This window comes from Paenibacillus sp. 276b (assembly GCF_900107875.1).
Lineage (GTDB): Bacteria > Bacillota > Bacilli > Paenibacillales > Paenibacillaceae > Paenibacillus > Paenibacillus marchantiae.
In genome coordinates this window covers 36613-49690 of the sequence record NZ_FNRR01000009.1, presented here as the reverse complement: position 1 = coordinate 49690, position 13078 = coordinate 36613, and the positions used below count along the sequence as shown (strand labels likewise).

Genomic DNA, 13078 nt, shown 5'->3' with positions numbered 1-13078 from the left:
TTAAACTCAAATAAGACCGAAAACGACCGCACTCAGCGGTCATTTCCGGTCTATTTGTCAATAATCTTTCCATTTTGAAGTATGTGCACTGTTCCATTCATCTTAATCCAATATCCTCAAAACGATTGCCAATCGTCTCTGGGAAGGCCTGCTTAATGGCATCAATGGCACGCTGTTCCGTTTCCCCTGCTTGCTCAATCAGATGGATCACCCTTAGCACATGCCCTGGTTCCTTCGCATCCCACGCTGTTGAATCCTCAACCTTCTCCATCATCTGAGCATATAGGTCTGCGAGTAACGCGTACGCCTGCACAACATGATTCATCTGATTGGATAAATGCTCAAGCTCTGCAACATAGGAGGCCATATCCTTTCTCGAATCAGCATAATAGCGCAAAACAATGGCAGCTTGATCGGTTTCATATACACCAGATTGTAGGGCATCAGCAATGGCTGCATAAGCAGCAGGTCCACATGCGTAATCCTGAGGTGGTAGCATGTAATCATGGGTCTCCCATTTGTATACGGCCTGAATTAATGATTCCTTACATACTTCCCATATGTCTACAGTTGAATGGGATTCAAGCACCTGATAGTACCAGTATGGTGTACTGTTCCGACCAAAAGAATCATAGGGCAGACAAATGACTTCATTTTCTTGACTCTCACAAATGAACAGCATCTGCTCCCCATCATCATATCCAGTGCAAATGACAAACTGGTCATGCCATAGAATGGCCCCTACACCCCGGTCAATGGAAGCTTTAATATCCAACAGGGCCTGCTTCTGATAGAGCGGAAAGGTCGGCTCGAACGAAAATCCCCCGTGTTGTCCGGTCGTGACGCCTATGAAATCAGCAGCTACAAAGTTCTCGGCCATCCAGTTGTACGCTGAGATTGATTCTGTCGTTAGACGCCGATCCACTACTAATCGAAACACACTTGCGGTCATTCCCGCAATCATGTGACGCGGTAAATCCGTCCACTGTTTATGCACCAGAATTCTGTACATCGCATCTATATAAGAGCCCGCTCCGTTCCATGATATGTGTTCACGTGAAGAATTCCTGCTCTGTGTAGAATCAATCCAATCCGGCAGTATTTTGCTTCCCATCCTCTACTCCTCTCTATCTCGCCGAGTGCGCTCCCCAACGTGGCACGGTGGACCGTTTGCGGTCAGGATACTTTAGGGATATCACACGAAAATAATCAACAGCCTGCTCTTCCAGTGCTTTTGCTTCCAATAAAGCCTGTGCCAGCTTCTCTGTGGCGTCTGCTTGCATGATCCATCTGTTATGTTCCTGAATCATGCATCCCTTCATCTGTATAATCAATGCTCCAAGCTGTTCATAACATGCATAGGCTTGGTCCAGTTCGGTCCATATGCCCCGCACATCCTGCAAATACATCTGAATTTCAGTTCGGGACTGGCAATAGGATTCCAAAATATACGTAGCACCCGAATGATCGTAATCTCCACTCCGTAGGGCTTGCACCCACACATCATACGCCAGTCTGCCCGAAGCGATATTTCGATCAGGCAGCAGTCGATAAGGAATATCCCAATCCTCAATCGCCAATCTCAATGATTCCAACAGCATCTCTTGTTCGGGCATATGTACCTGGTCACCAAAGACCTGACAATACCAGAACCCGGTGAAGTTCAATCCGAAATTGTCATACAGCAAAATCTGTGGTTCCTTACTCCAGCCATCTTGCACATAAAAGATGCGATCACCGTCATCATACCCATGAATGACACCAAATTCCGGAATCCAGTAAATCACCCCGATGCCTCCATCCAAACTGCGTTTTACCCAACTCACCGCATCCCGCTGGTAATACCCGAATGTGGGATGACGTGTCCGTCCCCCATCCCAGATCGTCAATATCCCCAAGTTATCGATTCCAGGGCGATGGGATTCTCCCCATTGACCATAGGCTGTAACCGACATGGGCAGTAGTCTGCGATGCACTGAAAGTTTGAATGCCATACCCGTATATCCAGCGAGCACATACTTGGAAGCCTGAAACAGACCCGCATGGGTCAATACAGCGTGTAGGCTATCCACATACGATTTGGACTCTCGCTTCATGATCAGGTTGTCTAACACAACTTCAGTCAAAAAAAATCTCCTCTCCGTGGTTGCTCTAATTCACGTTGGCCTTGTGCTGTACGGCGAGCCTATCGATTATGCTTTCAGCACTTTGCTGAAGCTTTCGTCTAAGCCACGTTGGGGACAACATTTCCTCCCACTCGCTAATGAACAAATGCTGTAAGAAAGCATCCGTGTCATAAAATTCAATCCAGTGAACCTGATCTTGCTTCTCCCGAATCCGATATCCTTGCCACAGTTCTGTTTGCTGCACTTCTTTCAGCCTTATCTCAGCGACAAACGGTTTACGGACAGGCAGCGCCTCTTCCCATGCACCCAGCAACCTATCTGTCTGACACTGAAACGTCTCGTTCGTCATCTGCACATGAATCATGCCCTCAAGTCGGATGGCCGTTTGCTGTAAAGGGTCTATTTCATAGCCGACCACATAATCGGCGTTGAACTGGGACAGCATCTTCAATGGACACCAGGTAAATAGCCGTTCTCCGGCATGATCTCTGTAATGGATATGTACTTTGCGGGATTCGGCAATCGCATGGGACAAAATCTCAAAGAACTGAAGCTGCTGCGGATCTGCTTTAAACACAGGAAGCTGACTGCTTCCTGTCTGCTGTTCCTCGAGCGTAAAACGCTCCAGCAAATGCGCCACACGCTTCACCGCATCTGATTGATCATAATTGTAATGCCGATAACGATGCGCCAGATACTTAAGCACCCGCTGTTCTTCTTCCGTCATATATAAATGGGGCAGCCGGTAGGTCTGATCCTCGTAACAATACCCCCGATATTTTGCGATATACACCAGGGGGGCACGTAGAGAAATCGCCATATATTCGATATCACGCTGGGCCTGGCGCCGGGATATTTCAAATTCACGTGCAAGCCAGCTGCTGTTCGGAAAACGTCCACTCCGAATCTGCTCGTCAAACCAGTGAATACGATGCATATTGCTCATTTCCCCGCCCCCCTGGCTTATTCCGTATTTCGTAATTGTATTATACCAAAAGACATGGCCCGTTCCGAAGAACAGGCCTGTTATATTATACGGTTACCTTGTCCACTCTGGACTGCACAGCTTTGGAGCATTTCTTGCATACTTTCAAACTTGTACCATCAGTTTTCGTTTGCGAATACAACAATTTAATCCGGGTGCTGCTGCACACCGGGCATGTTCCTCTTCCTCGGGATGGTAGATTCCACAGGACGCGTCCTCTTTTTGTTTTTGCCAACGTTTGTGAACCTCTTTTCGATATGGTTTGTGTGTTCACCGTTATTATAGAGGGCATGGTACGACATAGAATGTCGCAGCAGTATGGAATATACCCAACATAAAAAAATGTCCCCTCTTCAACTTGAAGAAAGGACATTTTTTAGGAATCATGTATTTCAGACTGAGCTGCCGCTTGTAATAAAGGCTGCAACAGACCAGGAAAACGCACTTCCAGATCCTCGGATCTTAGCGTCAGGAAATGCTGTGTACCTTGTACTCTTACCCGAATGACTCCGGCTTCCCGCAGGGTCCGAACATGGTGTGACATCGTAGATTTTACAACAGGTACACGAAAATGACTGCATGGCTGCTCACCATTTCTGGCTGCTTCGGTTACTATCCCAAGACGGATCGGATCACTTAATGCGTACAATACGGAAGAAAGTTCGATATCCTGCACTTGAGGATGGTGCAAAATTTTCATCGTTGTAGTCTCCTTTTTTTTCAGACTATCCATTGTATTTTAGCATAGTTCCATGATATATTTCTAATGTTCGATACCAATCGAACTTACAAACATATTTCGTTTATGTATCCCTGCTGTCAGGCATGGGATTCACTCTATACCACATTTTGCAAATGTTACACACCGTTTCTGAAATGTTGCGAAATACACATCAATCTAGGAGGTTTTTATGAACAACACCGCAACTGCATCATCTGGGGAACGGACAGCAGGAATACAGGAAGGGTTAATCGTAAGTCTGCTTGGCTTCACGGTTGTGCTTGTCGTTATGAATACGATGATGTTCAATCTGGCCCTACCCAAAATTGCAGCTGAATTTATGCTCTCATCTGTCTCTTCTTCCTGGATTGTCACCGGTTATTCCATCGTTTTTGCTATTTCCTCGATCACGTTCTCACGTCTATCGGATTTTATTCCGATTCGCACCCTGTTTACGACCGGTCTTACACTGCTTGGTGCGGCATCCGTTCTTGGTTTCTTCAGTAACCATTTTATCCTTCTGCTCATTGCACGTCTGATTCAGGCTGCGGGTGCAGCTTCTGTACCAGGGCTAGCTATCGTTCTTATTACTCGTTACATTCCAAGTGACCGCCGGGGGAAATCCATGGCTGTTGTCATGTCGGCCAGCTCACTGGGTCTTGGACTTGGACCTGTGATCGGCGGCAGTATTACACAGTTCCTCGGATGGCATGATCTGTTTATCGTTACTGGACTAACCTTGTTTCTGATCCCTGTATTTTTCAGACTGCTTCCAAGTGAGATGCCGCAAAAGGGGTCATTCGACTTGCTCGGCGCGCTGTTACTGGCGATTGGAACAACCGGTGTCCTGCTATTCCTGACTTCACGTGAATGGGTAACCCTCGTTATTGGTGCGGCTGCACTGGTCCTGTTCTGGCTACGAATTCGCCGTGCGGCTGATCCCTTTGTGCAACCGGCTCTGTTCAAAAACAAAAAATATATGATGCTCAGCTCACTGGGGATTGTCTCGTATATTAACAACTTCTCAACGCTGTTCCTGCTACCGCAAATTTTGGCACATCTGTATGGCCTGACTCCGGCCCAGTCCGGGCTTGTCATCTTCCCGGGTGCAATCGTGTCCATGCTGTTATCCAATCGGATTGGCCGCATGATTGACCGACACGGCAATACACAACTGCTCAAGTTCGCACCATGGTTGCTGCTCGCTGCGGCCGGATTGTTTGCTCTATTTGCAGACGACAGCATCTATGCCATTATGGCCGTATACATTCTGCTTAGCGTAGGCTTCTCTGCACTGACAACGAGTGTCTCCAATGAGTTGTCGGGCAATCTGACGATGGATCAGGTAGGCGCAGGCATGGGACTGTTCCAGCTTAGCCAGTTCTTCAGCGGAGCATTTAGTGTTGCCGTAACTGGCGTGGCATTGACAGCCATGCAGCAATTGCCACTATCATCGGCTTATACTAATATTTTCTGGGGCATGACTGTGGTTGCTCTGGCATCCATTGTTTTCTCCCAGGTGTATCTGAGAATGCAGTCACGGAAGAAAACCATCGCTTCACACTAAGCAGGTTATATAGGTTCTTACTTATAATAGATTCTTCATATAAGAAAGCCAGGATTGGACCGATAGAGTCTGATCTCTGGCTTTTTTGTTTGTTATTAGACTATAAGGTATCAATACGTATTACTTTATCTCTGTTATTCTTATATTATAAACAGATCGTATAGATATTTTGAAAATGATAAAATCAAGGGGATGTCTTTCGCACATGAAGCTTCAACAGTTTGATTCACTATTTCGTATCCCTACATACCGGCTGTTTCTCGTTTGTATGTTGTTGCAAGGTATGGCTATTTCAATCAGCGCGCCCTTTCTTGCGGTCTACTTTACAACCCGCCTTGAAGTATCCATCGCAACATTCGGATTATTCACTGCAGTAACACTTATGGCGGGTGTGCTGTTCAGTTCCTGGATCGCCAGACGATCGGATCAACCCGGGGCTCGCAAAAAAATTCTGGTGTCTGCCATGATTTGCAATGCTCTGGCTTTTGGCGGATATCTGTGGATTCACGACTTCACTTTATTATTTATCTATATGACGGTGCTGACTGCGCTCGGATCTCCCGCCATGCCACAATTGTTCGCAGCTGCAAGAGAAGCGGTCAATACCGCAACGGACGTCGATCATGCTGTGGCCAATTCAACCCTGCGCTCCGCGTTTTCACTGGGATTTATTACAGGACCTTTACTCGGAACTTTACTGATTGCGTATATTGGATACACCGGTATTTTTAGTTCAACGTGTTTTATTTTTTTGATCAATGCGTTATTATTTTTCTTTCTGTTAAAAAAAGCTCCCGAGCCTCCTTCTATCGGTGCATCTTCAGGTGGCATACACATAAAATTGCATCAGGATGCAAGGATCTACATGCCGTTTCTCATTACCACACTTCTATATATGGCACACTGGATGAATAACCTGAATGCATCTCTGTTCATTATTCACCATCTGGGCGGGGGAACCCGGGAAGTTGGCTGGATCTCCAGTCTTTGCGCGGGGCTCGAGATTCCGATTATGTTAGGCTTGGGTCTGCTCGCCTCTAAATATCCCAACCGCTCACTCATGTTATGGGGCTCCTTGATGGGTGCCGCTTATTATGTCATTGTTTTGTTCTCCACGGAACTGTGGCACTTGCTGGCAGGACAACTATTGCTCGCATTCTTTGTCGCCGTCATCTCTGCTATCGGTATCAGTTACATGCAGGATCTGCTTCCGTCCATGCCCGGCTATGCGTCAACACTCTATTCCAATGCCTCCACGTTGGGAAGATTATTTGGTAGTCTGGTCGGGGGATGGACAGCCGGAGCGTGGGGATATCGAAATTCCTATTGGGTATGTCTACTGCTCGTTCTGATTTCATTAGGCATGCTTGTTGTCACACAACAATTATCAAAAGAGAAACGTCAGACCCTTTCACTCTAAGCAGATCCTCGGATGCAAGCCTGAGTGAACGAAAAAGCTTGAACAAAACAAAGCCCCAAGGACGCAGCTATAGCGCTCTTGGGGTTTTGTTTATCATCGTTTCAATATTCATTTATATGAATACAAACACTATTCAAACAGATCCAGACGAAGACGCTTCAGGCTAGTATGCTGGATGAGCCATTGGCCATCGATTTTGACAAACGTTTCATGGTAATGTCCAAATCCGTGAAAGGATTTATTGTCATTGCCTTCAGGGAACGTCACCCAATCTTCCATTGGAGAGATGACTTTGGCTTCATTCTCGGATACAAATTCAACTTCGGCGCTATGTACATGATGCACAGTTACGGCAACATCCACCAAATCCCGGAATACTTGAACGATGGTGTCGCGACCTGTTAATACCGGGATGGGATTGCCTTCTGTACTGAAATCAGCTACGGCATCCGGAGCGAACACTTCACCTAATGTATCCCACTGCTTCGTATCAATATAACGGCAATAGCGAGCTTTGGTGTTCCGAATGTTTTCCAGTGCAAGCAGTTGTTCCAGTCCTGTGATGGTTGTTTGGCTCATGTGTTGTCCCTCCAGAAATCTAAGATGTAAGCAAATATATTATACGGAATGTGCAGCCTTCATCTGGGCAGCCAGCTCAGACATTTTTTTATTGTTCAAATAGCTCTCCATCTCTTCTTCCGCACGAACCATCACCTGCTGAATCAGGCAGCCTTCGTTATGGTCCTGCGAGCATTCGAACAGGGAAGCCTGTCCTTCAATGGCATGGATAATCTCCAGAAATGAAGGGTCCGGATTCTTCCGACTAAGCCGATAACCACCATTGGCACCCGAGGTCGATTCGATCATGCCGGCTTTGACCAGCTTGGTCAATATTTTAGACAAATAGGTTGGAGATACTTTTTGCATCTCAGCTAATTGATGTACACTGACCAGTTGTTCCGGTTCGGTTGCAACCAGGAAAAGCATGGTGTGCAGGGCATAGTTTGTAGCTTTCGAATATTTCATGAGGGCACCTCATTATATACGGATTTAATTTATCTATAATAGACTTGATTGAACGCTCTGTCAAACGTCGAAGATTTCCACAGAATCAAACAAACGGACATCATTACATTTAACTGTGGTAAAGCCCGCGATAATCGGTCGGAGTCATGCCTTCATGGGCTAAAAACTGGCGGTTAAAATAACTGGCATTTGGGTACCCCGCCTCCTCTGCGATCTGTCCAATGTTGGCCGTTGGCCGTTCCAGCAGCCACTGCTTCGCCATCTGCAACCGCGAACGGGTTATAAATTCCATCGGGGTCATTTCCACGGCACTCTTGAACATTTTGCAAAAGTAATACGAACTCACACCCGCCATATCCGCCCAATCCTGTAACAAAAACGGTTGGCATGCCTCCTGCTGCATCTGTGGAAGCAGTCCAAGGATACGACTCTCAGCCTTGCTTGTGCGTGTGCTTTTCAGTGGAACAGCATGCTGCACGAATTCGGCCAGCACAGCGTAGGTCAGGGTAGATAGTTGGGCAGGACGCAGCATCCGGTTCTGCTCGGCTTCATTCAGTAGGGCCATATGCGCTTCTTCCCATGGAGCCTGCTGCCGCAGCGTCCACAACAGGTTGCGATGCAACCCCCGCTCAATCATATAATCATGCAGCCGTTCACCGTAAAAATGAACCCACCGCACATCCCATGGGTCATCTTCGCTGCTGTAGTAATGCTGCCGCTGCAACGGGAAATACAGTACAGCCTGACCCGCACGAAGCTCATGCACTACCCCCTCCACTTCCACGTAGCCCTTGCCCGCAGCAACGTAGTGAATATTGAAGTTGTTAAGTGCGCCAGCCTCTCGTAATACGGTGTGCTCAGGGTGGTCGACATAAAGTCCAACGGATTCTGGATAACAAAAATACGGAATATCCTGTAGGGTTAACAATACAGTCTGTCTCATCATGGCCCATTCTCTTTTCTAAACAATATTGTGTTAACTCATTTCAATATATTATCATTTTAATTCATTCATCTATTACTTATAATCACAATATACATTCATTCATAGGAGGAAACAACAAATGAATTCAGATCGAAAACTGCGCTGGGGAATTCTTGGTAGCGCTAGCATTGCCGTAGGATCCGTTATTCCAGGTTTGCAGCAATCCGAGTTGAATGAAGTGACTGCCATTGCTAGTCGAGATGAAGAAAAAGCAAAACAAACTGCTGACAAACTCGGCATTCCTCAAGCTTATGGCAGCTATGAAGCTTTGCTTGCTGACGATTCCATTGATGCGGTCTACATCCCGCTTCCGAACCATCTGCACCGGGAATGGACACTCCGTGCCGCAGAAGCTGGTAAACATATTTTGTGTGAGAAACCACTGGCACTGACGGAGCAGGAAGCTCGGGAAATGGTGCAAGCCTGCGAAGACGCTGGTGTGCATCTCGCTGAAGCTCTCATGTACCGACATCATCCACGTTATGATCAGATTAAGGATATTATCGCCAGCGGAGAAATTGGTGAGATCCGCGGCATTCATAGTACATTTTCGTTCAACAGTTCAGGCTCAACAGGTAATGTTCGCTTTCGACGTGATTGGGGCGGCGGTTCGCTGTATGATATCGGCTGTTATTCCATCAGTGCAGCACGCTTGATACTTGGCCAAGAGCCTTCGGCGGCAACCGTCATTGGCATGTTCTCCCCTGAACATGATCATGTGGATATGATGGCTTCCGGCTTGCTTGAGTTCGACAATCATATTGGCGTCACCTTTGACAGCAGCATGTGGGCAGCCTTCCGCAACACACTGGAGGTACTTGGAACAGATGGCATCATTGAGGTTCCTTCTGCCTTTATCAGCAATAGGGATCGCAGCTCCAACTTCTTCGTAACTGTTGACGGTGAGCGTAAGGAGATTGAAGTCCCACAGGTCAATCACTACTCCCTCCAGGGCGACGATATGGCACGAGCTGTGCTTCAAGGTAAAGCTCTGCGCTTCGATCCATCCGATGCTATAGCCAATATGAAAGTACTCGAAGCTTGTCTTCGTTCAGCGGAAGAACGTACACGCATTACACTATAAGTAGAGAGGATGAACTGAATTATGGAATACATTGAAATTGCTGGTGCAGGTAAACCTATCTCCCGACTGATTAAAGGAACCGATTATTTTTACCATGATTCCTATGAGAAAGCAGCTACGAACATGGATGCATTCTTGGCGATTGGCGGTAATACCGTTGACTCCGCGCATATTTATTGTGGCGGGCAGAGTGAAGAAGTGCTCGGACGTTATATGCAGGAACGGGGTAACCGTAACGAGATCGTTATTTTGACCAAAGGTGCGCATCATGACCAGAATGGCCCACGCGTTAACGCTGATGCTATCCGCAGTGACCTTCTAACCAGTCTGGAACGGCTGCAAACGGAACATGTGGAGCTATATGCCCTGCATCGGGACGATCCCAACACACCCGTTGGAGTGATTCTCGAAGCATTGAACGAACATATTGAATCCGGCAAAATCGGCGCGATCGGCGCCTCCAACTGGACCTGGCAGCGGCTAGAAGAAGCTAATGCATATGCAGCTGCTAACGGTCTGAAAGGTTTTACATTCAGCAGTCCGAATCTCAGTCTCGCCAAAGCGAATGAACCGTTCTGGGCCGGCTGTGTATCGGCAGACGATGAAACACTGGCATGGCATGAACGCACCAAGCTTCCTTTGCTGTCCTGGTCTTCCCAGGCTCGTGGCTTCTTTACCGGACGATTCACACCTGAAGTTCGGGACAATGAAGATCTGGTTCGTGTGTTTTACAGTGACGGTAACTGGGAACGTTTGCACCGTGCTGAACAATTGGCCGAGTCGAAAAAGACTTCCCCCATCCAGATTGCTCTCGCTTATGTATTGAATCAGCCGTTTCCAACCTGTGCGTTGATAGGTGCCCAGAATCAGGCAGAATTGCTCTCCTGTGACGAAGGTTCTCGTATCACACTAACTCGTGAAGAACTCGATTGGCTGGATTTGGGCAGTAATGTAAAACCAAGCGTGTAAAACTGGCATACACTTTTAATTCAATCTTGATGGTGAAAGGACTGACTCTTCCGCGATGTAGCGGAGTGGTCAGTCCTTTTTGGAATGCCAGCTAACCATTCAACCATTGTAGCCATGCCGCAGGCAGGATCAATAATCGCTTTTCGCTAGGATCAGCAAATCGCCAAACTTCGGGTCCAGACTTGTCCTCTATTACGGATTCTACCCATCTGGCTGTCATGAAAAAGTAATAAAAAGAGACTACCCGCCAGAAATATTTCTCTGGAGGTAAGCCCCTTTTTAATATGAGATAGTCAGATTTTTTAAGTAATGACGATGATATCGTTACGATTACAGCTTCACGATTTGACCAGTCTTCTCGGATTCAAATGCTGCCAGAATCACTTGCAGGGAACGCAGACCTTCTTCACCGGAAATGCTTGGAGGTGTTTGCGTTACAATCGATTCTACAAAAGCATCAATAACGCCGCTTGGTACTTGTTTCTCGTTGGTAGACATTGCGCCAACTTTGTATGTTTCAACCGTGCCGTTAGTCAGCTCAACGATAACCTCGTCACCATCTACCGTTCCGATCTTCATCACACCATTTTCACACCACAGAACCGTACTGTTATCTCCTGCTCTGTATTGTGTCCAGCTCGCTACCAGCGTACCGATTGCACCGCTCTTCATGCGAAGCAGGCATGTTGCGTTATCGTCCACTTTGGTGTTTTCCTTGTGCAGTGTGCTGATGAAACCAGCAACCTCGGATACTTCATCATCCAGCAAATAGCGGATAAAGTCCGATTTGTGCACGCCCAGGTCACCCATGGCTCCCATAATCGCTTCTTCTTTGCGGAAGAACCAGCTTTCTGCACCGTCTACGCTCCAGCCTTCCGGACCTGGATGACCAAAGGAAGTACGGAAATTCAGGACTTTACCGAGTTTGCCGGAGTCCAGAATTTCTTTGGCTTTTACGTGTGGAGGCATCAAACGTTGGTTGTGTCCAACCATCAGATACACACCGTTTTTCTTGGCAGCTTCAATCATTTGCTCGCCTTCTTCGGTAGTAACCGCCATCGGTTTTTCCACCAGTACATGTTTACCGGCATTCGCAGCAGCAATGGCCATCGAAGCATGCAGGTAGTTCGGCGTACAAACGCTGACCGCATCCACTTCTTCGCTTGCAAGCAATTCTTCGTAGCTAGAGTAAGCTTTACCGCCGTAAGTTTCGGCCATCTTCTCCGCACGCTCCACGATCGGATCGGCAAAAGCGACAAGTTCTACGTTCTCATTGGCAGCGTACTCTGGAATATGTCTGCGCTCGGCAATGGCTCCACAGCCGAATACAGCAACTTTAATTTTACTCATGTACAAATGTCTCCTTTGACAAATAAATTAGAATTGGTTCAAGTAATTCTGTTTCAGCCAGTTATGGCTGTTGGCTACGCTTTCAAGCGGTGGATTCTGGCAAACGTCCTGTTCCACGATCAGCCATTCTACACCTGCACTTGTAGCCGCTTCAATAACAGCTGGCAGATTAACGGAACCTTGTCCCAGTTCCAATGTCTTCATTTGGCCCTGTTCGTCTTTACTGAAGTCTTTCAAGTGAAGCAACGGCAGACGACCTGCATATTTGTTGATATACTCAATCGGATTTTGTCCAGCAAATTGCACCCAACATACGTCCATTTCCACTTGAACCGCTTCAGGTGTCGTTTGAACAAACATTGCATCAAAGGCATTTTCGTCGCCAACCTGACCGTGGAATTCAAAATCATGGTTATGATAACCGAAGATCAGACCTTGTTTAGTCGCTTCTGCACCATATTGTTGCAATTCGTTGAACAGTTTTGTCCAGCCTTCTGCATTCTCTGGACGATCTTCAGGCATCAGGTAAGGGCAGATCATATATTGAGCCCCAATAGTTTTGAGGTAGTCGATTTGTTGTTGCAGATCTTCACGCATAGCATGTAATGAAACGTGGCTGCTAAAACCTTTTAGTCCAAGCTCATCCAATAGCGCTTTCATTTCTTCGGCAGGAATGTCACCATATCCGGCGAATTCGACACCTTCATAACCAAGCTCTGCTACTTTGCGCAAAGTTCCACGGAAATCTGCTGCAGTTTCATCACGGAGTGTAAACAATTGCAAACCAATATTAAGTTTTTTCATAATAGATGCACCTCTGCTCTCAAATTTGCTTTCATTGCTCT

General features: G+C 46.9%; 14 protein-coding genes. 4 read left to right on the top strand and 10 right to left on the bottom strand.

What is annotated here, in order from left to right; genetic code table 11:
• Nucleotides 1–97: 97 nt before the first annotated feature.
• From BLV50_RS28495 to BLV50_RS28475, 5 genes are all read right to left on the bottom strand, one after another.
• Nucleotides 98–1114: a hypothetical protein gene (locus BLV50_RS28495; protein ID WP_079697138.1), complete on the bottom strand. Its 1017-nt coding sequence runs from the start codon at nt 1112–1114 to the stop codon at nt 98–100.
• A gap of 13 nt (nt 1115–1127) precedes the next feature.
• Nucleotides 1128–2126 carry a cysteine peptidase family C39 domain-containing protein gene (locus tag BLV50_RS28490; protein ID WP_256338069.1) on the bottom strand — a complete coding sequence of 333 codons (999 nt, stop codon included), beginning with the start codon at nt 2124–2126 and terminating at the stop codon, nt 1128–1130.
• Between the two features lie 25 nt (nt 2127–2151).
• The gene (locus tag BLV50_RS28485) at nt 2152–3072 is read right to left on the bottom strand and encodes a helix-turn-helix transcriptional regulator (protein WP_079697139.1); all 921 of its coding nucleotides are present in this window, start codon (nt 3070–3072) and stop codon (nt 2152–2154) included.
• Between the two features lie 85 nt (nt 3073–3157).
• Nucleotides 3158–3346 (bottom strand): hypothetical protein, encoded by a 189-nt coding sequence (locus BLV50_RS33630; RefSeq protein WP_072735590.1) that lies wholly within the window; start codon nt 3344–3346, stop codon nt 3158–3160.
• Between the two features lie 141 nt (nt 3347–3487).
• Nucleotides 3488–3811, bottom strand: coding sequence for an ArsR/SmtB family transcription factor (locus BLV50_RS28475; protein ID WP_063567079.1), 324 nt, complete (start codon nt 3809–3811; stop codon nt 3488–3490).
• Nucleotides 3812–4022: 211 nt separating this feature from the next.
• Here BLV50_RS28475 and BLV50_RS28470 point away from each other — a divergent pair, with 211 nt between their 5' ends.
• Complete coding sequence (locus BLV50_RS28470; RefSeq protein ID WP_090811321.1) at nt 4023–5399, top strand: MFS transporter; 1377 nt, start codon at nt 4023–4025, stop codon at nt 5397–5399.
• A gap of 205 nt (nt 5400–5604) precedes the next feature.
• Nucleotides 5605–6819 (top strand): sugar efflux transporter, encoded by a 1215-nt coding sequence (locus tag BLV50_RS28465; protein WP_090811319.1) that lies wholly within the window; start codon nt 5605–5607, stop codon nt 6817–6819.
• Nucleotides 6820–6948: 129 nt separating this feature from the next.
• Here BLV50_RS28465 and BLV50_RS28460 read toward each other — a convergent pair whose 3' ends face one another.
• The 3 genes from BLV50_RS28460 to BLV50_RS28450 form a co-directional block, all read right to left on the bottom strand.
• A complete protein-coding gene (locus BLV50_RS28460) occupies nt 6949–7398 on the bottom strand; it encodes a nuclear transport factor 2 family protein (protein ID WP_090811317.1) in 450 nt (149 codons plus the stop codon).
• Between the two features lie 39 nt (nt 7399–7437).
• The gene (locus tag BLV50_RS28455) at nt 7438–7845 is read right to left on the bottom strand and encodes an Rrf2 family transcriptional regulator (RefSeq protein ID WP_063567075.1); all 408 of its coding nucleotides are present in this window, start codon (nt 7843–7845) and stop codon (nt 7438–7440) included.
• Between the two features lie 109 nt (nt 7846–7954).
• Nucleotides 7955–8791: an AraC family transcriptional regulator gene (locus BLV50_RS28450; RefSeq protein ID WP_072735596.1), complete on the bottom strand. Its 837-nt coding sequence runs from the start codon at nt 8789–8791 to the stop codon at nt 7955–7957.
• A 118-nt stretch (nt 8792–8909) separates the two neighbouring features.
• On the opposite strand from BLV50_RS28450, the gene BLV50_RS28445 reads away from it, so the two are divergent.
• Nucleotides 8910–9914 carry a Gfo/Idh/MocA family protein gene (locus BLV50_RS28445; RefSeq protein WP_090811315.1) on the top strand — a complete coding sequence of 335 codons (1005 nt, stop codon included), beginning with the start codon at nt 8910–8912 and terminating at the stop codon, nt 9912–9914.
• A 21-nt stretch (nt 9915–9935) separates the two neighbouring features.
• Nucleotides 9936–10883 carry an aldo/keto reductase gene (locus BLV50_RS28440; protein WP_063567072.1) on the top strand — a complete coding sequence of 316 codons (948 nt, stop codon included), beginning with the start codon at nt 9936–9938 and terminating at the stop codon, nt 10881–10883.
• Between the two features lie 330 nt (nt 10884–11213).
• Here BLV50_RS28440 and BLV50_RS28435 read toward each other — a convergent pair whose 3' ends face one another.
• Together BLV50_RS28435 and BLV50_RS28430 are read right to left on the bottom strand one after the other, a co-directional pair.
• Entirely contained in the window at nt 11214–12233 is a 1020-nt protein-coding gene (locus BLV50_RS28435; RefSeq protein WP_063567071.1) for a Gfo/Idh/MocA family protein, read from the bottom strand.
• A gap of 27 nt (nt 12234–12260) precedes the next feature.
• Entirely contained in the window at nt 12261–13037 is a 777-nt protein-coding gene (locus BLV50_RS28430; protein WP_063567070.1) for a sugar phosphate isomerase/epimerase family protein, read from the bottom strand.
• Between the last annotated feature and the right edge of the window lie 41 nt (nt 13038–13078).

Coding starts and splice junctions, on each gene's coding strand:
- BLV50_RS28450 (WP_072735596.1), bottom strand. CDS start 8,791: ATGATGAGACAGACTGTATTGTTAACCCTACAGGATATTCCGTATTTT.
- BLV50_RS28495 (WP_079697138.1), bottom strand. CDS start 1,114: ATGGGAAGCAAAATACTGCCGGATTGGATTGATTCTACACAGAGCAGG.
- BLV50_RS28430 (WP_063567070.1), bottom strand. CDS start 13,037: ATGAAAAAACTTAATATTGGTTTGCAATTGTTTACACTCCGTGATGAA.
- BLV50_RS28470 (WP_090811321.1), top strand. CDS start 4,023: ATGAACAACACCGCAACTGCATCATCTGGGGAACGGACAGCAGGAATA.
- BLV50_RS28435 (WP_063567071.1), bottom strand. CDS start 12,233: ATGAGTAAAATTAAAGTTGCTGTATTCGGCTGTGGAGCCATTGCCGAG.
- BLV50_RS28455 (WP_063567075.1), bottom strand. CDS start 7,845: ATGAAATATTCGAAAGCTACAAACTATGCCCTGCACACCATGCTTTTC.
- BLV50_RS28465 (WP_090811319.1), top strand. CDS start 5,605: ATGAAGCTTCAACAGTTTGATTCACTATTTCGTATCCCTACATACCGG.
- BLV50_RS28440 (WP_063567072.1), top strand. CDS start 9,936: ATGGAATACATTGAAATTGCTGGTGCAGGTAAACCTATCTCCCGACTG.
- BLV50_RS28460 (WP_090811317.1), bottom strand. CDS start 7,398: ATGAGCCAAACAACCATCACAGGACTGGAACAACTGCTTGCACTGGAA.
- BLV50_RS28445 (WP_090811315.1), top strand. CDS start 8,910: ATGAATTCAGATCGAAAACTGCGCTGGGGAATTCTTGGTAGCGCTAGC.
- BLV50_RS28485 (WP_079697139.1), bottom strand. CDS start 3,072: ATGAGCAATATGCATCGTATTCACTGGTTTGACGAGCAGATTCGGAGT.
- BLV50_RS28475 (WP_063567079.1), bottom strand. CDS start 3,811: ATGAAAATTTTGCACCATCCTCAAGTGCAGGATATCGAACTTTCTTCC.